Source organism: Cronobacter sp. 153480017-3 (genome assembly GCF_053627815.1).
Window position 1 is genome coordinate 22634 of record NZ_JBSEYN010000005.1, and the last position, 21445, is coordinate 44078.

The 21445-nt window shown below is 59.2% G+C and carries 16 protein-coding genes; 14 read left to right on the forward strand and 2 right to left on the reverse strand.

The genetic code is table 11. The features are described from left to right. The 4 genes from ACUW6V_RS12615 (at position 1) to ACUW6V_RS12630 (ending at position 4600) form a co-directional block, all read left to right on the forward strand. On the forward strand, positions 1–852 hold the full coding sequence (locus ACUW6V_RS12615) for a sugar ABC transporter permease (protein WP_012125870.1): 852 nt from the start codon (positions 1–3) through the stop codon (positions 850–852). 4 nt (positions 853–856) lie between these two features. After that, on the forward strand, positions 857–2056 hold the full coding sequence (locus ACUW6V_RS12620) for a glycoside hydrolase family 53 protein (protein WP_104673688.1): 1200 nt from the start codon (positions 857–859) through the stop codon (positions 2054–2056). Positions 2057–2152: 96 nt separating this feature from the next. After that, entirely contained in the window at positions 2153–4213 is a 2061-nt protein-coding gene (locus tag ACUW6V_RS12625; protein WP_454038433.1) for a beta-galactosidase, read from the forward strand. A 69-nt stretch (positions 4214–4282) separates the two neighbouring features. Beyond that, entirely contained in the window at positions 4283–4600 is a 318-nt protein-coding gene (locus ACUW6V_RS12630) for a glucose PTS transporter subunit EIIB (protein ID WP_105589000.1), read from the forward strand. A 206-nt stretch (positions 4601–4806) separates the two neighbouring features. Here ACUW6V_RS12630 and ACUW6V_RS12635 read toward each other — a convergent pair whose 3' ends face one another. Next, complete coding sequence (locus ACUW6V_RS12635) at positions 4807–6075, reverse strand: maltoporin (RefSeq protein ID WP_004387099.1); 1269 nt, start codon at positions 6073–6075, stop codon at positions 4807–4809. A gap of 272 nt (positions 6076–6347) precedes the next feature. Between ACUW6V_RS12635 and ACUW6V_RS12640 the strand changes: the two genes are divergently transcribed. The 5 genes from ACUW6V_RS12640 to ACUW6V_RS12660 all read left to right on the forward strand — a co-directional run bounded on the left by ACUW6V_RS12640 (position 6348) and on the right by ACUW6V_RS12660 (position 10683). After that, positions 6348–7421, forward strand: coding sequence for a LacI family DNA-binding transcriptional regulator (locus ACUW6V_RS12640; protein WP_032972220.1), 1074 nt, complete (start codon positions 6348–6350; stop codon positions 7419–7421). 139 nt (positions 7422–7560) lie between these two features. Then, positions 7561–8031, forward strand: a complete 471-nt coding sequence (locus tag ACUW6V_RS12645; RefSeq protein ID WP_004387097.1) for a MarR family winged helix-turn-helix transcriptional regulator — start codon at positions 7561–7563, stop codon at positions 8029–8031. 2 nt (positions 8032–8033) lie between these two features. Continuing rightward, a complete protein-coding gene (locus ACUW6V_RS12650; RefSeq protein ID WP_454038434.1) occupies positions 8034–9101 on the forward strand; it encodes an HlyD family secretion protein in 1068 nt (355 codons plus the stop codon). A 2-nt stretch (positions 9102–9103) separates the two neighbouring features. Beyond that, positions 9104–10174, forward strand: a complete 1071-nt coding sequence (locus tag ACUW6V_RS12655; protein ID WP_029039378.1) for a DUF2955 domain-containing protein — start codon at positions 9104–9106, stop codon at positions 10172–10174. 107 nt (positions 10175–10281) lie between these two features. Next, positions 10282–10683 carry a putative T6SS immunity periplasmic lipoprotein gene (locus ACUW6V_RS12660; RefSeq protein ID WP_454038435.1) on the forward strand — a complete coding sequence of 134 codons (402 nt, stop codon included), beginning with the start codon at positions 10282–10284 and terminating at the stop codon, positions 10681–10683. On the opposite strand, the gene ACUW6V_RS12665 is transcribed toward ACUW6V_RS12660, so the two are convergent. Beyond that, positions 10665–11687, reverse strand: a complete 1023-nt coding sequence (locus ACUW6V_RS12665) for a LacI family DNA-binding transcriptional regulator (RefSeq protein ID WP_454038436.1) — start codon at positions 11685–11687, stop codon at positions 10665–10667. The two genes, ACUW6V_RS12660 and ACUW6V_RS12665, sit on opposite strands and share 19 nt — an antisense overlap. Positions 11688–11997: 310 nt before the next feature. Here ACUW6V_RS12665 and ascF point away from each other — a divergent pair, with 310 nt between their 5' ends. The 5 genes from ascF (at position 11998) to ACUW6V_RS12690 (ending at position 21363) form a co-directional block, all read left to right on the forward strand. After that, positions 11998–13461 (forward strand): PTS cellobiose/arbutin/salicin transporter subunit IIBC, encoded by a 1464-nt coding sequence (ascF, locus tag ACUW6V_RS12670; protein WP_454038437.1) that lies wholly within the window; start codon positions 11998–12000, stop codon positions 13459–13461. A gap of 13 nt (positions 13462–13474) precedes the next feature. After that, the gene (locus ACUW6V_RS12675; RefSeq protein WP_097641246.1) at positions 13475–14905 is read left to right on the forward strand and encodes a 6-phospho-beta-glucosidase; all 1431 of its coding nucleotides are present in this window, start codon (positions 13475–13477) and stop codon (positions 14903–14905) included. Between the two features lie 204 nt (positions 14906–15109). After that, positions 15110–16378, forward strand: coding sequence for a cytosine permease (gene codB / locus ACUW6V_RS12680; protein ID WP_007889341.1), 1269 nt, complete (start codon positions 15110–15112; stop codon positions 16376–16378). Positions 16379–16411: 33 nt separating this feature from the next. Continuing rightward, positions 16412–17647, forward strand: coding sequence for a cytosine deaminase (gene codA, locus ACUW6V_RS12685; protein ID WP_454038438.1), 1236 nt, complete (start codon positions 16412–16414; stop codon positions 17645–17647). Between the two features lie 668 nt (positions 17648–18315). After that, the gene (locus ACUW6V_RS12690; RefSeq protein ID WP_454038499.1) at positions 18316–21363 is read left to right on the forward strand and encodes an autotransporter outer membrane beta-barrel domain-containing protein; all 3048 of its coding nucleotides are present in this window, start codon (positions 18316–18318) and stop codon (positions 21361–21363) included. The last annotated feature ends 82 nt before the right edge of the window (positions 21364–21445 follow it).

Below are 21445 nucleotides of genomic sequence, written 5' to 3' on the forward strand. Positions count from 1 at the left end.
ATGGCTAAAAGACAAAGCATGAAACAGGAGAAGTGGCTGCGGCTCTCGCTGTCGTGGTTGCTGATCCTGACGGTCAGCACGATCATTATTTATCCGCTGATCTGGACGGTGGGCGCGTCGCTGAACGCGGGCAACAGCCTGCTCAGCAGCTCGATAATCCCGGAAAACCTCTCGTTCCAGCACTACGCCGATCTCTTCAACGGCCAGGTGAATTACGTCACCTGGTACTGGAACTCGATGAAAATCAGCTTCATGACGATGGTGCTGACGTTAATCAGCGTCAGTTTCACCGCCTATGCGTTCTCGCGCTTTCGCTTTAAGGGTCGCCAGAACGGGCTGATGCTGTTCCTGCTGTTGCAGATGATCCCGCAGTTTTCCGCGCTGATCGCCATTTTCGTGCTCTCGCAACTGCTCGGGCTGATTAACAGCCACCTGGCGCTGGTGCTGATTTACGTCGCCGGGATGATCCCGATGAACACGTACCTGATGAAAGGCTATCTGGACGCTATTCCGAAAGACCTCGATGAATCCGCGCGCATGGACGGCGCCAGCAACTTCCGGATTTTCATCGAAATCATCATGCCGCTCTCTAAACCGATTGTGGCGGTGGTGGCGCTGTTCTCTTTTACCGGACCGCTCGGGGATTTCATTCTCTCCAGCACCATTCTGCGCACGCCGGATAAATACACGCTGCCGATCGGGCTTTATAACCTGGTCGCGCAGAAGATGGGCGCAAGCTACACCACCTACGCCGCGGGCGCGGTGCTGATTGCGGTGCCGGTCGCGATTCTCTATCTGGCCTTACAAAAATACTTCGTCTCCGGTCTGACCTCCGGCAGTACCAAAGGATAATCTGATGAAACTGTGTAAACCCGCACTGCTTGCTGTCTCGCTGGCCTGCTGTTTTTCCGCTTTCGCCGCCAACATGACGCAGATAACGCCAAAGCCGCTTAACCTCCCGGCGGATTTTATCAAGGGCGCGGATATCTCCACGCTGCCGGAGCTGGAGCGCCAGGGCGCGAAATTCTACGACGCCGACCACAAACAACAGGACGCGCTGACCATTTTGCGCGAGAACGGCGTGAACTACGTGCGCCTGCGCCTGTGGGTTGACCCGAAAGACAGCGCGGGCGCGCCTTACGGCGGCGGCACCAACGATCTCGCCACCACGCTTGCGCTGGCAAAACGCGTGAAAGCGCAGGGAATGCGCCTGCTGCTCGATTTCCACTACAGCGATTTCTGGACCGACCCCGGCAAGCAGTTCAAGCCGAAAGCCTGGGAAAACCAGAATTACGACCAGCTTAAAACCACGATCCACGACTACACCCGCGACACCATCGCCGAATTCAAAAAGGCGGGCGTGCTGCCGGATATGGTGCAGATCGGCAATGAAATTAACGGCGGCATTCTGTGGCCGGAAGGCAAAAGCTGGGGGCAGGGCGGCGGCGAGTTTGATCGTCTCGCCGGGCTGCTGAACGCCGCCATCAGCGGCCTGCGCGAAAACCTGACCCAAGGCGAGCAGGTGAAAATCATGCTGCATCTGGCCGAAGGCACCAAAAACGACACCTTCCGCTGGTGGTTCGATGAAATCACCAAACGCCAGGTGCCGTTCGATGTCATTGGTCTTTCCATGTACACCTACTGGAACGGCCCCATCAGCGCGCTGAAAGCCAACATGGACGACATCAGCAAGCGCTACGACAAAGATGTGATTGTGGTGGAAGCCGCCTATGCGTACACGCTGGAGAACTGCGACAACGCCGAAAACAGCTTCCAGCAGAAAGAGGAAAAAGAGGGCGGCTACCCGGCGACGGTGCAGGGCCAGTACGACTACGTGCATGACCTGATGCAGAGCGTGGCGAACGTCGAAAACCATCGCGGCAAAGGCATTTTTTACTGGGAGCCGGCCTGGATTGCCGTACCGGGGAACACCTGGGCGACGCCTGCGGGCATGAAATATATCCATGACGAATGGAAAACCGGCAACGCCCGCGAAAACCAGGCGTTTTTCGATTGCCACGGTAACGTGCTGCCATCGGTAAAAGTCTTTAATTAATCCTTTTTATTCCATTTATACCCTGATGCTTTACCCGGCAGGCTGCGCGCCCGCCGGGTGACGCCGGACGGGTATGCCGTATCAGGAAGCCTGTAAATGAACAAATTTGCGCCTTTAAGTCCGAAGGTCAGCGCCCTTTTGCACGGTGCGGACTATAACCCGGAGCAGTGGGAGAACTACCCCGGCACGGTAGAGAGCGATATCGCCATGATGCAGCAGGCGAAATGCAACGTGATGTCGGTGGGCATTTTTAGCTGGGCGAAGCTTGAGCCTGAAGAGGGCGTGTTTCGCTTCGAGTGGCTCGACGAGATTATCGACAAGCTGTATCAGGGCGGCATTCACGTGTTTCTCGCCACGCCGAGCGGCGCGCGTCCGGCCTGGATGTCGCAGAAATACCCGCAGGTGCTGCGCGTCGGGCGCGACCGCGTCCCGGCGCTGCATGGCGGCCGTCATAACCACTGCATGAGTTCGCCGGTCTATCGCGACAAAACCGCCACCATCAACCGCCTGCTGGCGGAGCGTTACGCGCACCATCCGGCGGTGCTCGGCTGGCATATCTCCAACGAATATGGCGGCGAGTGTCATTGCGATTTGTGCCAGGAGAATTTCCGCGGCTGGCTGAAAGCGCGCTACGGCACGCTCGATAAACTCAACGAGGCGTGGTGGAGCACCTTCTGGAGCCACACCTTTACCGACTGGTCGCAGATTGAATCCCCGGCGCCGCAGGGCGAAAACTCCATTCACGGTCTGAATCTCGACTGGCGGCGCTTTAACACCGCGCAGGTCACTGACTTCTGCCGTCACGAACTGGCACCGCTGAAGGCGGTGAACCCGGAATTACCGGCCACCACCAACTTCATGGAGTATTTCTACGATTACGACTACTGGCAGCTTGCCGAACCGCTCGACTTTATCTCCTGGGACAGCTACCCGATGTGGCACCGCGATAAAGACGAAACCGAGCTTGCCTGCTACACCGCGATGTATCACGATCTGATGCGTACCTTAAAGCACGGCAAGCCGTTCGTGCTGATGGAATCAACGCCGGGTACGACCAACTGGCAGCCCACCAGCAAGCTGAAAAAGCCGGGGATGCATATTCTCTCTTCGCTCCAGGCGGTGGCGCACGGCGCGGATTCGGTGCAGTACTTCCAGTGGCGCAAAAGCCGCGGCTCGGTGGAGAAATTCCACGGCGCGGTGGTGGATCACGTCGGTCATATCGACACCCGTATCGGGCGCGAAGTGGCGCAGCTTGGCGATATCTTAAGCCAGCTTGATCCGGTGGTCGGCGCGCGGGTGGACGCGCAGGTGGCGGTGATTTTCGACTGGGAAAGCCGCTGGGCGATGGATGACGCGCAGGGGCCGCGCAACCTGGGGCTGGAGTATGAAAAGACCGTCGCCGAGCACTACCGGCCGTTCTGGGAGCAGGGGATCGCGGTCGATATCATTAACGCCGACGCCGATCTGAGCGGCTATAAACTGGTTATCGCGCCGATGCTCTACATGGTGCGCGACGGGTTTGCGCAGCGCGCCGAAGTCTTTGTCGAACAGGGCGGCCACTTCGTGACCACCTACTGGAGCGGCATCGTCAACGAGACCGATCTTTGCCATCTCGGCGGTTTCCCCGGCCCGCTGCGTAAGCTGCTGGGCATCTGGGCGGAAGAGATTGACTGCCTTGCCGACGGCGAACGCAACCTGATTCAGGGGCTGGCGGGCAACGAGGCGGGCTTACAGGGGCCGTATCAGGTGCGCCATCTGTGCGATCTCATCCACACCGAGGGCGCGACGGCGCTTGCCACCTATCGCGACGATTTCTATGCCGGACGCGCGGCGGTGACGGTGAACGCGTTTGGCGCGGGCAAAGCCTGGTATGTGGCCTCGCGTAACGATCTCGCCTTCCAGCGCGATTTCTTCGGCAACATCATTAACGAGCTGTCGCTTGCGCGCGCGCTGGCCGCGGATTTTCCGCCGGGCGTCACCGCGCATGCCCGTCACGATGGCGAATCTGCGTTTATCTTCGTTGAAAACTACACCGGCGCGCCGCAGTCGGTGACGCTGCCGGAGGGCTGCGCCGATATGCTGACCGGCGACGCGCTGAGCGGCAGGCTGTCGCTCGCCCCCTGGGGCTGTCGCATTCTGCGCCGCCGCCTCGCCTGAGTTGTTCCCTGCGCGCCCGTTCACCCGAACGGGCGCTTTTTTATTATCTGGTCTGAAAAAGGAGCCGCTATGGTTAGCCTGAAATCGTTTCTGCACCACGTCACCCGCCCGCAGCCCGCCACTACCCAGACGTTAACCGAAGAGGAGCGCGAGCAGATCGCGCGTCTGGTGGCGGATTTCGGCGGGCAGGAGAATATTGAGAGCGTGGACGCCTGCATGACGCGTCTGCGCGTCAAAGTCAAAGAGCTGACCCACGTTGATACCGAGGCGTTGCAGTCGGAAGGGGCATTGGGCGTGATTATTCTCGGCCAGGAAGTCCATGCGATTTTCGGCAAGCAATCCGACGCGCTGCGCAAACTGCTGGATGAGCGTTTCAGAAACGCGTGATAAAAAAGCGGGATAACCCTGCATAAAAGGTTATCCCGCAAAAGGCAACGAGGGTGCATCAGCGGCAGTGACGCCTTGATGGCAGTGCCATAACTCAGAGATACAACGCTTACTTCTGCGTGTCGGTATCAGACAACGCCTGCGGGCAGCGGTTTCGGGCCGCCGCCCGCACAGCCTGACGCGTGGTTAGCGCCAGGGACTGCTTCTTACCACCAGGCTTCGACCTGAACACCGAAGTTCCAGGTGTCGTCCGCCGTGCCGTCCTGCAGGGATTTACCGTTCTGTGAATCGTTCAGATAAGAGGCAAACACGCGCAGTTCCGGGCGTGACATAAATTCCGGGCCATCGGCGAGGCCAAGCGCGATAGTGTATTTTTCACCGCTCTGCTTGTAATCCGTGCCGTTGTTATAGGTGTCTTTCTGCCAGAATCCGCCCACTTCCCCGATGAGGCGCACATACTGCGTGAACTGGTACTGGCCGCGGCCTACCAGCGAGAGCAGGCGTGATTTATCGGTCGTGGCGGTGATGTCGTCCGCCGAGCCCCAGGTCAGCACATGGTTAAACGAGAACTTGTCGGTGATCGGAATCAGGCCGGTGTTGATTACGCGATAGCCGGTAGCGTCGTTAACGTAGTTCCACATGTCATACCAGCCGCCGCCCTGCGACACCATGTTCTGCGCGAGGCCCTTGTTGGCGTACTGCAACACCAGTTTGTTATAGCCGCCGAGCATGTCCTGGCTGATTTCGCCGGTCAGCATCACGCCGTTGTCGGCTTCATACAGGCCGCCGTACTCTTTCTGTTTGTCGGTCGGGTTTGGCATGGCGTAATCGATGCCAAATTCCGTCCAGGCGCCTGCCCACGGCTTCCAGCCTGCGTAACGCAGATCCAGATAGTTGATGTTAACGTCGTTATCGCCATCGACGCGGTAGTCGAGATCGTTGGCGTCGCCGCGGATCCACGCGAAGGAGATCGCGCCCGGGCCTAAGGTGTAGTTTTCGATCCCGGCGCCGGAGCCGGAGATGTTCCAGTATTTAGTATCGATGATGTGCAGATCGTGGCGCTGGTAGTAGCGCTTGCCGCCCCAGATAACCGCGTTCGGATCGCCCGGGATCAGCCCTTTAATTTGCAGGTTTAACTGGCGCAGGCCGAACTGGGCATCGTCGTTAAGCGTGCTTTCGTTGTCGTTAGAGCCGTCGGACACCATGCTGACCATGCTGTCGACATAAAAGCTGACTTCGTCTTTTTTGTAGACCTCAGAGCCCAGTTCAACTTCGCCGTAAGTGTCGGTTTCGTTACCCAGACGCCCCAGCTTGTTTTTCTGCCACTCTTCCTGCCCACCATCCTGCGAGACGCCCACGCCGCCACGCAAATAGCCATGAAAATCAATAGGTACAGAAGATGAAGCGGCCAGCAGACAAGGTGAAGTCAGCGCGGCAGCTAACGCAACGGCCACTGTGCGTAGCGTAGTGTTCATAGTAACCTCTTTTATTGTTTTGTATTACGTTCACATAACCGAGGCCATAAAACGCCTTTGCAGAATTTCAGGCAATTTTGATCTTAATTAATTGTGACTCACTGCAAATAAATCAGGCATTTTTGTAACGAACGGTGATGTTTCTCACGAGTTTTATGTATTGTGAACGTAATACTTGGTTAAGCGGGTGGCTAACGGGGATTTAGGCAGAAAAGGCTTTTCCGGCTGGTGCCTGTTACAATCAGCGCAGCCCATGAAAAAGGAACCGGAACATGAAGTCTAAAAGCGCCACACTGGAAGACGTCGCCCGCCATGCGGGGGTTTCCTACCAGACGGTGTCTCGTGTTTTGAATAAGTCTGCGAATGTCTCTGAAGCCACGCGTCGCAAGGTGGAAGAGGCGATTGCGCATCTGCGTTATGTGCCTAACCGACTGGCGCAGCAGCTGGTCGGTAAGCAGAGCATGACGCTTGGCCTGGTCACCACGTCGCTTGCGCTCCATGCGCCGTCACAGGTGGCGGCGGCGGTGAAACGTTACGCAAATCTGGATGGCTACCAGGTATTGATCTCGATGATCGATGAGAACGTCAGCCAGGGAATTCAGGATTCCATCAACGAACTCAAGTCCCAGCTGGTGGATAAGGTTATCATCAACGTGCCGCTGGAGACCCAGGAAGCAGAGAAAATCGCCGCCGATAACGACGACATCCTGTGCCTGTTCCTTGATGTAGACCCGTACAGCTCGGTGTTTAACGTCTCTTTTAATCCGGCGGACGGCACGCGCGCGAGCGTGAAGTATTTATATGAACTGGGGCATCGCGATATCGCACTGCTGGCGGGCCCGGAGCGCTCGGTGTCCGCGCGGCTGCGCCTCAAAAGCTGGCTTGAGACGCTGGAAAGCTACGGCTTAACGCCGGTGACGGTGCTGCATGGCAACTGGGACGCGCAGAGCGGTTACGCGGGCGCGCTGCAAATGTTGCGTGAAGCGCCGCATTTCACCGCCGTGCTGGTGGCGAACGACCAGATGGCGCTTGGCGTGCTGAGTGCGTTTCATCAGCAGCAGCTCTCCATTCCGGGGCAGAAATCGGTGATCGGCTATGACGACACCTACGAAAGCTCGTTTTTCTACCCGGCGCTGACCACCGTCTCGCTCGATCTCGACATGCAGGGCAAAGAGGCGGTGCGGCGGTTGCTGGAAGCGAGCGAAAGCGACGCCTCGCGGCTTTCTTCCATTCTCCCGGCGCGGCTGGTGATCCGCCACTCCACCGGCCCGCGTGAAGACGACGCGCCGGATATGCGCAAAATCGCCGATGAGCTGCGGCTTATCGCAAGCCGTCTCAGCCAGTAATCACGCCTGACCATCACGGGCCGCGCAGCTTATGCGGCGGCCCGCGCCTTTCGCAATCCATGCTTTTCTGCCGCCCGTTTCTTGATACTTACCCTGATAAGTATTAATTTGCCCTCCCGCTAACTGAAGGGAGCCCTCAATGACTGAAGATGAACGGTTCGCCCGCCGTCCGATGGGCATGCGCATGGCGATGATAGTGCGTCAGTGGCGCGCCATTATTGATAGTGCGATTACCGACACCGGCCTGACGCAGTCTGGCTGGACGGTGCTGATGCAGCTCGATCAGCAGGGGGATAATCTTTCGGTCAGCGAACTGGCGCAGGTGCAGGGCATTGAACTGCCGCCGCTGATGCGCACGCTGGCGTGCCTTGAAAGTAAAGGTTTGCTGGTGCGCACTACGTCACCCTGGGACAAACGCATTCGCCTGGTTTCGCTCACCGACGAAGGCCGGGCGATGCTCGCCACGCTTAACACGGTGATTGCGCGCTACCAGGCGCGCGTGTCACACAATATTCCCGCGCAGGATATGGACATCTTCAGCGACACCTTAAACCAGATCGCGCGTAATCTGCGCACGATCCGCGACGAAGACGCTAACAACGCACAATAACTATGATGACTCCGGAACAAAAATTTGCCCGCTGGGTAAGGGTGAGTATTGCCACTTTCCTGGCGATGTTCGTTTACTTCATTCTCGCCGATATCTGGATCCCGCTGACGCCGGATTCCACCGTGATGCGCGTGGTGACGCCCGTCTCCTCGCGCGTCTCGGGCTACGTGGCGGCGGTGCATGTCGCCAACAACAGCCACGTGAAAAAGGGCGATCTGCTGTTTGAGCTGGATGCCGCGCCGTTTACCAACCGCGTCGAGGCGGCGGAAATCGCGCTGCGCCAGGCGCGGCTTGCCAACGAGCAACTGGACGCGCAGATCGTCGCCTCCAGGGCGAATCTCAACACCGCCCGCCTGACGGCCCGCAACGATAAAGTCACCTTTGATCGCTACCAGCGCCTGAGCACGATGCAAAACGTCTCGCAGCAGGATCTCGATAAGGTACGCACCACCTGGCAGACCAGCGAACAGGCGGTGGCGCAGCTGGAGGCGAAAATCAACGAACTGACCATCGAGCGCGGCGAGCGTGACGACAACCGTAACGTGACGCTACAGAAATACCGCAACGCGCTACAGGACGCGCAGCTTAATCTCGGCTGGACACAGATCCGCGCCGAAGCCGACGGCACCGTCAGCAACCTGCAGTTAAGCCCCGGCTGGTTTGCCGCCGCCGGTACGCCCGCGCTGGCGCTGGTGAGCGAGCACACCGATATCGTGGCTGATTTCCGCGAGAAGAGCCTGCGGCACACGCATGTGGGCACCGACGCCGCCGTGGTGTTCGACGCGCTGCCAGGCCAGGTGTTCCACGCGCACGTCACCAGCCATGACGCAGGGATACTGGCGGGCCAGCAGGCGGTGAACGGGCAGCTGTCGCAGCCGGAGGAGTCGAACCGCTGGGTGCGCGACGCCCGCCGGATGCGCATTCATGTGGCGCTGGACGAGCCGTTGCCTGCCTCGCTGCCGACCGGCGCGCGCGCCACCGTGCAGCTCTACAACAGCGAAGGTCCGTTCGCCCGCTTCTTCTCGGGCGTACAGATCCACCTGATAAGCCTCCTGCACTATGTGTATTAACTATGTCTATTAATACACTGGCGCGGGTCTTTACCCCGCACGGCAACATCGTCTATACGGCGAATGATTTCCGCCAGACACTACGCATCATGCTGGCGGGCGTTATCGCGCTCAGCATTTCGAGTTTCTATAACACCAGCTACGGCGTCTTTTTTGTTATCTATCCGATCATGCTGCTGTCGCTGGTGCCGGTATTTAACCGCCACGTCGCGAAGCAATTTATCTTCAGCGCCGCGCTGAACTGCGTCGAAATGGTGATTATTGTCGGTTATCTGTCGCAATGGCCGGTGATCATGACCGGCGTGGTGTTTGCGCTCTACGTCATGCGTTTTCGCTTTATGAGCAAAGGCCCGCTGTTTCTCTTCGGCTCGATGGGCGTCGTCTGCCAGAGCGTGATGCTCAACTTTATGAGCTACCCGACCAGCGACTGGCACACGCTGCTCTTTTCCAACATGGAAGCGAGCGTGATGGCCGTGGGCTTAAGCGCGCTGATGCACTATCTGCTGCCGGATGTTGAACCGCGCAAGCCGCCGCCGCTGATTGAAAAAGACGCCGCGCGGGTGCGCCATGAATATTTGCTCTCCGGCACGGTGGCAACGCTGAATTTCGTGGTGTTTCAGATGGCGGATTTAAGCGATTCGCTCTCGGCGTTGATGGCGGGCATCCTGATCCTCTTTCCCATGCATTATCGCGGCGCGGTGTTAAGCTCGCTGTGGCGCGTGGTGGGCGTGGTGATTGGCTGTCTTTATGTGCTGCTGGTGCAGCTGGTGCTCTACGATCACAGCAGCCATATGGTGCTGATGATGCCGCTTATCGCGCTCGGTTTCGCCTTCAGCGCCCGCCTGCATGTGATGGAAAAAGTCGGCGCGGGCGTCGGGTTCGCCAGTATCACCACGCTCGGCATCATGTTCGGGCAGAACCTTCACCCCGACACCGATCTGGTTTTCAGCGATCTCTACCGCATCAGCTCCGTCACCGTGTCGCTGCTTATCACGCTGACGATGGTGTTTTTAGTGCACCTGATTCTGAACCGCTTTCCCGCTACGCGTTACGTGGTGAAAAGCGAGCCGTAAGGCGTCTTGTGCAAATCTGAAAACGGTCATTTTTCGGCGCGTCGACAGGCGCGCTCGTGGACAACGCGTTACTCTCGCACACCAGGAAATGCGAAGGGAAAGGGAAGATGAAACGCCTGCTTGTCGTGATGCTAACCGGTTTACTGACGGGGTGTCCGTCCGGTGCGGACAAGATATCTCTTGAAGAGCCCGCCGCGGTAATGGCGCGCGGCGATACGGTCTGTTTGCTGGTGGCGAATCAACCTGATGAGGTCATTCGCTCGGTTGAAATATACAGCGAGAGGGGAGAGTCCTTAATGGAATCGCAGTTGCCCGAGGAGAAACGCCACGTGGCGCGCGGGCAGTGTTTACCCGATTTGGGATTCCGTTACCGCCCCGGCAACCGCTATTCGGCGTACTACTATTTCCAGAGCCTTAAAGGCGGTCCGCTGCGCTTATTCACCGCGCATTTCGCGACGGCGGAGACTTTCCCGTTAAAAATCAGCGCCACTTACGAGCGGGCGCAGTAAGGCCCATTCCCCACCGAATCGCGCAGGATAAGCTCTGAAACGAACAGGTTATCACGTGAGAGATAGCCGCCGTCGAGCATCGCAATCAGGCGGTTTATCGTTTCATGCACCATATCCGTGACGGGGTCTTTCACGCTGGCGAGCGCCGGGCTTAGAAAGGGCGCGGTGGGGCTGTTGTCAAAGCCTATCAGCGACACCCGCTGCGGCACCGGAATGCCTGCGTCCGTCAGCGCTTTCAGCGCGCCGACCGCCATATCGTCGTTACTGGCGATAAGCCCGCTGAATGAGGTGCCGCTTTCCAGCAGCGTGTTTACCGCCTGCGCGCCGCTTGCGGGCGTCCATTTGCCTTCCACAATCAGCGACGCCGCAGGTGTAATGCCATGCTGGCGCAGCGCCTCTTTGTAGCCTGCCAGACGCTCCAGCGCGGTAGGGGAATCAGGCGATCCGGTGATAAACGCGATGTCGCGATGCCCGCGCTCCAGCAGCGCGAGGGTGGCGTTAAAGCTTGCGGTTTTATGATCGCAGCAAACGCAGTGGCTCTGGTGTTTACGCAGCTTGCGGTTCACCACCATCACCGGCTGGCGGGTCTGGCTGATGATCTCGTCAATCTCGTCAACGCCGAGAAAACGCGGATAGAGGATGATGGCGTCGCAGCGTAAATCGAGCAGAAACTCAATCGCCTCGCGCTCTTCGCGGGCGCTGTGTTTACCGTCCACCAGAATCAACTGGCGGCCATTTTCTTCCAGCTTTTTCGCCGCGCGCGAGAGGATTTCGCTGAAGTAGCTGCCGCTGTAGAGCGTGTTGGTGACCACCATCCCGATGCACTGGGAGGTGTTGGTCGCGAGATTGCGCGCCAGCAGATTGGGCCGGTAGCCGGTCGCGTCGATAGCTTCGAACACCTGTTTGCGCGTCTCTTCGCTCACATACCCTTTGCCGGAGAGCACGCGAGACACGGTGGCCTTAGAGACGCCCGCTTTTTTGGCCACTTCCTGCATTGTCGACATGTTATCCCTCCGGCTCGGCTTAATTGCCGCACATTCTACACATTTCCCGGTAAGGCGGCAGGAGATCGCGCACGCTTACGCGCGCCTCATGGCGATCCGCATCACAGATTTTAAAGCCCGATTAAATTTCAGTTGATCTGTTTTATGACCGCAACCACTCTAATGTGGAACCGGTTACCTATTACATCATCCTGTCAGTGCGACGCGGCGTTTAGCGCCATAACGCATGGCAAGTACCTGAATTTAAAATAATAAACGCGCAGAAGCAGCTCTGGTGCCACGGCGTGTGATAACGAGAGAGTTCACCATCATGTCAAAGAATTACGTAGCGCTGGCAGGCGCGGTCGTCGAGGCGATTGGCGGTGGCGGTAACGTGGCGGCGGTCACGCACTGCATGACGCGCCTGCGCTTTGTGCTGAACGATGACAGCGCCGTGGACATGGCGCGCCTTAAAGCCATTCCCGGCGTGCTCGGCGTGGTGCGCAATGAGAACCAGTGCCAGGTCATCATCGGCAACACGGTGTCGCAGGCGTATGCCGAAGTCCTGAAACTGCTGCCGGAGGGCGCGCGGGTTGAACGCGCGCTGCCGCGTAACGACAAAATCACCCTGCGGCGCATCGGCGCGGGCATTCTCGACGCGCTAATTGGCACTATGTCGCCGCTTATCCCGGCGATTATCGGCGGTTCGATGGTCAAACTGCTGGCGATGGTGCTGGAGATGTCGGGCGTGGTGGAGAAGGGCGCGCCGACGCTTACCATTCTCAACGTGATTGGCGATGGCGCGTTTTTCTTCCTGCCGATCATGGTGGCCGCCTCGGCCGCGTTGAAATTCAAAACCAATATGTCGCTGGCGATAGCCATTGCGGGCGTGCTGGTGCACCCGAACTTCGTTGACCTGATGGCCAAAGCCGCGCAGGGGCAACCGGTGGATTTCATTGGCATTCCGGTCACCGCGGTAAAATATACCTATACCGTGATCCCGGCGCTCTGCATGACCTGGATACTCTCCTATATTGAACGTTGGGTGGACAAAATCACGCCAGCGGTGACCAAGAACTTCCTGAAACCGATGCTGATTGTGCTGATCGCTGCGCCCATCGCCATCATGCTGATTGGCCCGATTGGTATCTGGATTGGCAGCGGCATTTCGTCGGTGGTGTACACCATCCACAGCTATCTGGGCTGGCTGTCGGTAGCGATTATGGGCGCGCTCTGGCCGCTGTTAGTCATTACCGGAATGCACCGCGTGTTTACGCCGACCATCATCCAGACCATCGCCGAAACCGGCAAAGAGGGCATGGTGATGCCGTCGGAAATCGGGGCCAACCTGTCGCTCGGCGGGTCGTCGCTGGCGGTCGCGTGGCGCACCCGCAACCCGGAACTGCGCCAGACGGCGCTGGCCGCGGCAGCATCCGCCATTGTGGCGGGCATTTCAGAGCCCGCGCTGTACGGCGTGGCGGTGCGGCTGAAGCGCCCGCTGGTGGCGAGCCTGATTAGCGGCTTCGTCTGCGGCGCGGTGGCGGGCCTGGCCGGGCTTGCGAGCCACTCGATGGCCGCGCCGGGGCTGTTTACCAGCGTGCAGTTTTTCGATCCGGCCAACCCGATGACGATTGTCTGGGTCTTTGGGGTGATGGCGCTGGCGGTGGTGCTGTCGTTTATCCTGACGCTGGTGCTGGGCTTTGAGGATATTCCCGTCGAAGCACCCGAACCCGCCCGCGATAACCCGCAGCCTGCGGCTTTCACCGCGCAGGCGCCCGCAGTAAAACCGAATTAATCAGAGGACGCGTATGGATAACAACACTTTTCCAGAAGGATTTTTATGGGGCGGCGCGATTGCGGCAAACCAGGCGGAAGGCGCGTGGCGCGAGGGCGGCAAAGGGCCAGCCACGGTCGATATGCTGCCGCACGGCCCGAATCGTCTGGCGGTAAAGCTTGGGCTCGATAAGCGCACCGGCTGGCGCGACGATGAATTTTACCCAAGCCACGAGGCGATCGATTTTTATCACCGCTATAAAGAAGATATCGCGCTGATGGCCGAGATGGGCTTTACGGTATTTCGCACATCGATCGCCTGGAGCCGTCTCTACCCGAACGGCGATGAACAGACGCCGAACGAAGAGGGCATCGCGTTTTATCGCGCGCTGTTCAGCGAGTGCAAAAAATACAACATCGAGCCGCTGGTGACGTTGTGCCACTTCGACGTGCCGATGCACCTGGTGACCGAATATGGCTCGTGGCGCAGCCGTAAAATGGTGGAGTTTTTCACCCGCTACGCGCGCACCTGTTTTGAAGCGTTCGACGGGCTGGTGAAATACTGGCTCACGTTCAACGAGATCAACATTCTGCTGCACAGCCCGTTCTCCGGCGCTGGCCTGGCGTTTGAGCCGGGCGAAAACCATGAGCAGGTGAAATACCAGGCCGCGCACCACGAGCTTATCGCCAGCGCTATCGCCACCCGTATCGCGCATGAAGTGAACCCGCAAAACCAGGTGGGCTGCATGCTGGCGGGCGGTAACTTCTACCCTTACTCCTGCAAGCCGGAAGATGTCTGGGCGGCGCTGGAGAAAGACCGCGAAAATCTGTTTTTCATCGACGTGCAGGCGCGCGGGGCGTACCCGGCCTATACGCAGCGCCTGTTCCGTGAAAAAGGCATCGTGATTGAAAAAGCGCCGGAAGATGATGAGATCCTTAAAGATACTGTCGATTTCGTCTCTTTTAGCTACTACGCCTCGCGCTGCGCCTCGGCGGATATGAACAGCCAGGTGACGAGTGCGGCGAACATCGTGAAATCGCTCAAAAACCCGTATATCGAGGCGAGCGAATGGGGCTGGGGGATCGATCCTCTGGGGCTGCGCATCACCATGAACATGATGTATGACCGCTACCAGAAACCGCTGTTCCTGGTGGAGAACGGCCTTGGCGCGAAAGACGCGTTTAATGAAAACGGCGAAATCGAAGATGACTACCGCATCAGTTATCTGCGCGAGCACATCCGCGCGATGCGCGAAGCCATCGAAGACGGCATTCCGGTGATGGGCTACACCACCTGGGGCTGCATCGATCTGGTGTCGGCCTCCACCGGCGAGATGAGCAAGCGCTACGGCTTCGTCTGGGTGGATCGCGACGACCAGGGTCGCGGCACGCTGGAGCGTAAGCGTAAGAAATCGTTCTGGTGGTATAAAAAAGTGATCGCCAGCAACGGGGCCGATCTCGACTGATCCTGCCATCCGTTGTAACGCGCGCCGCCGTCCGGGGCGGCGCGCGTCTCCCGCCAACAGTGCAAACCGCGCCGCGTTGCACAATCGCAGGGCGTTGTTTCTCTGCTGATGCCGGATATATCCGTCATTTCGCCCGCCGATTCCTGGCACATAACTTGCTGAATCTCTGTCCACCCGCGTTTTATCTTTCGCAGAGGAGTCGTTATGTCAGCCAACACCGAATTCCCGTTAAGCGAGGCACCCGCCGCCGGGCGCAAAGGCCTGCTCTCCATTTCTATGGTGCTGTTCAGCTTTACCTTTTTCACCGGCACGATGTTCGCAGGCGGCAAGCTCGGCGTCGCGTTTCCGATTGTCGAGATGCTCTGGATAGCCACTATCGGCAACCTGTTGCTGGCGCTCTATGCGGCGGCGCTTGCCTGGATAGCCGCCCGCAGCGGGCTTAACACGGTGCTGATGGGCCGCTTCTGTTTTGGTGAGAAGGGCAGCAAGCTCTCCGATTTCCTGCTCGGCTTCGCGGAGCTGGGCTGGTACGCGTGGGGCACCGCCACGGTCGCCATCACGCTCGTTAAATTACTGGCGCTGCCGGAATGGCTCACCACGCCGCTGATGGTGTTCTTCGGCCTCGCGTTTTGCGTCACGGCGCTGGTGGGTTATCGCGGGCTGGATCTGCTCTCGCGCGTTTCGGTGCCGCTGATGTTTATTCTGCTGGTGGCCTCAATGTGGATTGCGACCCGCCACGCGGGCGGCTGGCAGGCGATGCAGCGCATTGAACCCACCGAAACCCTGGGCTGGTCTGCGGCTATCACCATGGTGTTCGGCACGTTTGCGAGCGGCGCGACCCAGGCCACCAACTGGACGCGCATGGCGCGCAGCAGCGGCACCGCCATTACCGGCAGCCTGATTAGCTTTCTCATCGGCAACGGGCTGATGGTGGTCGCAGGCGCATGGTGCGCGGTGGTCTATCAGCAGGCGGATATCGTGGCGGTCATGACGCTGCAGGGGCTGTCGGTGGCGGCGGTTATCATGTTGTGTCTGAATCTGTGGACCATTCAGGGGCCGACGATTTATAACGTTTCTGCTGCCGCCTGCCATTTACTGCGCAGCGAGCGTCGCCGCACGCTCACCGTCGCGAGCGCGGGCATCGGCATTTTGCTGGCCATCGGCGGGATGTATGAGCTGCTGATCCCGTTTCTGGTGCTGCTCGGCAGCATTATTCCGCCAGTCGGCGGGGTGATTATCGCCGACTATGTGTTTCACCGCCGCGGGCGTTATCCGGCGCTCAGCGAGGCCCGCCTGCCGCGCTTTAACTATGCCGGGCTTGCCGCTTATTCGCTCGGCGCGCTGACCGCGTACTTTTCACCGTGGGTCGCCCCGCTGGTGGGTATCGCGGTGTCGGCGGCGAGCTATCTTCTGTTTGTGCGCCTGGCGCGCGGGCGGGAACAGCGTCGTGCGCTGGCACAGCCGCAGCCGTGAGCCACACTCACCGTCTTACTCAAAGGAGCCGTTATGAATATCGTTAATGCCCGTTTACGCCGCCGCGAAGGCTGGTTCACGCTCGTGCTGGATGACGGGATCATTAAAGCCATTACGCCGCAGTCGGCGATGCAGGCACCCCATGAAGGCGACCTGGACGCGCAGGGCGGGCTGGTTATTCCGCCGCTGGTGGAGCCGCATATTCATCTGGACGCCACCCTGACGGCGGGCGAGCCTGCGTGGAACATGAGCGGCACGCTGTTTGAAGGCATCGAGCGCTGGGGCCAGCGCAAAGCCACCATCACTCATGAGGACACCAAACGCCGCGCGCACGCGACCATCGGCATGCTGCGCGACCACGGCATTCAGCACGTGCGCACCCATGTGGATGTGACCGACCCGACGCTCGCCGCGCTGAAAGCGATGCTGGAAGTGAAAGACGAGGCGCGCGGCCTGATTGATCTGCAAATCGTCGCGTTCCCGCAGGAGGGCATTGAGTCCTTCCCGCAGGGGCGGGCGCTGATGGAGCAGGCGGTGGAGATGGGCGCGGATGTGGTCGGCGGCATTCCGCATTTTGAAAACACCCGCGAGCAGGGCGTCAGCTCGGTGAAATTCCTGATGGATCTGGCCGAGCGCACCGGCTGCCTTGTGGACGTGCATTGCGATGAAACCGACGACGCGCAGTCGCGCTTCCTGGAGGTGCTGGCGGAGGAGACGCGCGTGCGCGGCATGGGCGCGCGGGTGACGGCGAGCCACACGGTGGCGATGGGCTCTTATGATAACGCCTACTGCTCAAAGCTGTTCCGCCTGCTCAAACGCGCTGGCTTAAGCTTCGTCTCCTGCCCGACGGAAAGCATTCATCTGCAGGGGCGTTTCGATACCTGGCCGAAGCGTCGCGGCGTGACGCGCGTGGCGGAGCTGGACCGCGCCGGGCTAAACGTCTGCTTCGGGCAGGATTCGATTAAAGATCCCTGGTATCCGCTTGGCAACGGCAACATTCTGCGCGTGCTCGACGCCGGGCTGCATATCTGTCACATGATGGGTTATGAGGATCTCAAGCACAGCCTGGATTTTGTCACCGATAACAGCGCGCGTGCCATGAACCTCGGCGATAACTACGGGCTCTGTGAAGGGCGTCCGGCGAATCTGGTGGTGCTCGACGCGCCGGATGATTACGAAGTGGTGCGCCGCCAGGCGAAGGCGCGTTATTCCGTGCGCCACGGCAAGGTGATTCTGCGCCGGGAGCCGGAAACGCTGCATTATGCGTAAAAGAATGTCTGCCCGGCAGTGCCGGTCACGATCTCTTCATTTCATTAGCGCCTGCGGGCGCTTTTTTATTGCTTACGGCTGGCATTAATATGAATAAATGCAACGTGGTTATTTTTCACTCTTTTTTAAGAAACATCCTAAAACGCTGAAAATGCGCCATAGGCTTTTTTGATTTTTATTTATGCATAATTAAGAAATGCGTCGTAAATATTATGTCTGGTAGTTTTAGGTGTTTATATTTTCATCAAAATACTATTTATCTGCTTATAGTTCATTGATGGTAATCGGTTAATTTTACATGGGTTTCTGGAAACCCGAGAAATAAGCGAAGCGGCAAAAATTGCCGATATTCGGTGAGTTGATGCGCACCGCGATTTTTTAACTGCCTGAAACCACAAAACCGATAGAAAAATAGTATGACGTAGCTCACCTTTTTAAATTTTGACCCTCTTTATTGGCACTGGCGCAAATAAATAAATTCTGCTTAACATTGATATTCGCAGCGGCCGCCGTGGCCGCGCGCAATACCTATGACAATAAGGGCCGGCGCGTCTGGCCCCTTGCAAACTCACAATCAATGGACGGTCTCTGGGATGATTAACAGAAGCAGAGCAGCAGAACCTGTTCAGGCGGGATTTTCGCCTGTGCGGGGCGGGCGTCGTATTCGCATGAGCGCGGTGGCGATAGCGTTAGGTCTGGCCGGTATCGGGCAGGCGGCGGCGAGTAATTATATTGAGCAGGGCAAAGCGGGCGATGCCGCCAGCTGGCGCAGCAGCGAATTTAATGCGGAGTGGGGGCTTGGCGCTATTCACGCCGATGAAGCCTACGCGGCGGGATATACCGGGAAAGGCATTAAGCTCGGTATTTTCGATCAGCCGGTTTATGCAAAGCACCCGGAATTCTCCGGCACCGATAAAGTCATTAACCTCGTCACCGAAGGGATCCGCGAATATACCGACCCGTATATTCCGGTGAAAAAAGGCGACCCTTTCCGCTATGACGGTACGCCGTCTGTGGATTCCGATGGCGAGCTGGGCGCGCACGGCACCCACGTTGGCGGTATTGCGGCAGGCAGCCGCGATGGCGGGCCGATGCACGGCGTCGCATTTAACGCGCAAATTATCAGTGCTGAAAACGGCGACCCTGGCCCGGAAGACGGGATTATTCTCGGCAACGACGGCGCGGTGTATGAGGCGGGCTGGCACGCGCTGATGGACAGCGGCGCGCGCATTATTAACAACAGCTGGGGCATCGGCATCACCGAGAAATTCGATCAGGGCGGAAAAGATCCGGCCTATCCGCACTTCACCGTGTCTGACGCCCAGGCGCAGTTCGATCAGATCAAACAGATCCTCGGCACCAAACCGGGCGGCGCGTATCAGGGCGCTATCGACGCGGCCCGCAGCGGCATCGTCACCATTTTCGCCGCCGGTAACGACTACAACCTCAACAACCCGGACGCGATGGCGGGCCTCGCTTACTTTGTGCCGGATATCGCGCCGAACTGGCTCTCTGTCGCGAGCGTGATGAAAGATCCGGCCTCCGCCAACAGCGTGCCGTACACCATCAGTACGTTCTCCTCCCGCTGTGGCTACACCGCAAGTTTCTGCGTTTCGGCACCGGGCAGCCGGATTTACAGCTCGGTGATTGAGGGCAACAGCCTGGAGACGCTGACCACCGATTACGCCAACTACAGCGGCACCTCCATGGCCGCCCCGCACGTGGCGGGCAGCGTGGCGGTGCTGATGGAGCGCTTCCCGTACATGACGGGCGAGCAGATAGCCCAGGTGCTGAAAACCACGACCGTGGATATGGGCGATCCGGGCATCGATGCGCTTTACGGCTGGGGGATGATCGATCTCAGCAAGGCGATCCACGGGCCGGGCATGTTCTACACCGTGGACGATATTCCTGAAGAATTCCGCGTGCCGGACCCGGATGGCGTTGCCTACGGATCCTCGCAATTTATCGCCGATATTCCGGGCATCGGCGAAGAAGTGGAAGCAGGTACCAAACTGGCGCGCACCTGTAGCGATATTCAGTGCGCGATGGATGTCTGGTCGAACGATATCTCCGGCCACGGCGGCCTGACCAAACAGGGCGCGGGCGCGCTGTGGCTCACCGGCACCAGCACCTACTCCGGCCCGACGCTGGTTAACGACGGCCTGCTGGTGGTTAACGGCTCCGTGACCTCTGACGTCACCGTGCAGCAGCAGGGCGTGCTGGCGGGTAACGGTACGGTCGGCTCGCTGACGGCGGCGCGCGGCGGTACGGTTGCGCCGGGTAACTCCATCGGCACGCTGAATGTGAATGGCGACGTGACGTTCCAGCCAGGCTCGCGCTACGCGGTGGAAGTGTCGCCGGACGGGCGCAGCGATGTGATTAACGCCACGGGCGCTATCGCGCTGAACGGCGGTGAAGTCGCGGTATCGCTTGAGAACAGCAGCAATCTGCTAAGCCAGGCGGAAGTGCGCAGCCTGCTCGGCCAGCAGTACAACATCCTGTCGGCGGCGGACGGCATTACCGGCCAGTTCGACAGCGTGGCACCGGATTATCTGTTCCTCGGCACTTCGCTCGGCTATACGGGCGGCCAGGTGACGCTGGATGTGGCGCGTAACGACACCACGTTTGCGAGCATCGCGGATACCGCCAATGGCCGTGCGGTCGCTGGCGCGCTGGAAACGCTCGGCGCGGGCAACCCGCTGTATGAGAGCCTGCTTTCGACCGGTTCGGTAGCGCAGGCGCGTCAGGCGTTCCGCCAGCTGGGCGGCCAGATCCACGCGGATATCGCCTCGGCGCAGATCAACGACAGCCGCTACCTGCGCGATACGCTGAACGAGCGTCTGCGTCAGGCCGAAGGGCTGACCAGCGTTTCGCCGGTGGCTGCCGATGATGGCGGCGCGTGGGCGAAGCTGTTAGGCGCATGGGATCACGCCTCCGGCGATCAAAGCGCGACGGGCTATCAGGCCTCGACCTACGGCGTGCTGCTGGGGCTCGATTCCGCTTATGCCGACGACTGGCGCATGGGCGTGGCGACCGGCTACACCCGCACGTCGCTTGACGGCGGTTATGGCTCCAGTGCGGACAGCGACAACTACCATCTGGCGGTCTACGGCGGCAAACAGCTCGGCGAGCTGGCGCTGCGTGCAGGCGCGGGTTACACCTGGCACCGTTTCGACACCAGCCGTTCCGTCCGCTTTGGTTCGCAGTCTGACCGTGCTGACGCGAAATATAACGCGCGTACCGAGCAGTTCTTCGCCGAAGCGGGTTATCAGCTGGCGGCGGGTATGGTAAACGTCGAGCCGTTTGCGAATGTCTCTTACGTGAACTTTGAGAACAACCGCATTAACGAGCAGGGCGGTGCGACGGCGCTGCATGGCGACAAGCAGCATACCGACGCCACGTTCTCCACGCTGGGCCTGCGCTCCGGGCTTGAGTGGGACGCTACCGCGGAAACGACCGTGGCGCTGCGCGGCGAAGTGGGCTGGCAGCATCAGTATGGCGAGCTCGATCGCGCCACCGGCCTGAAATTCCGGGGCAGCAGCACGCCGTTTGTCACCAACAGCGTGTCAGCCTCACGCGACGGCACGGTGCTGAAAGCGAGCGCGGAAGTCGCGGCGAACCGCAACGCGCATCTGTCGCTCGGCTACAGCGGGCTGATTTCCGATAACTATCAGGACAACAGCGTCAACGCGGGCTTTAGCTGGAATTTCTGATAACCCGGCATCGCGTGTAGTCATTTTGCAGTCATAAATAAAGGCGCCTGCCTGGGCGCCTTTACTGTTTAAAACATGCACA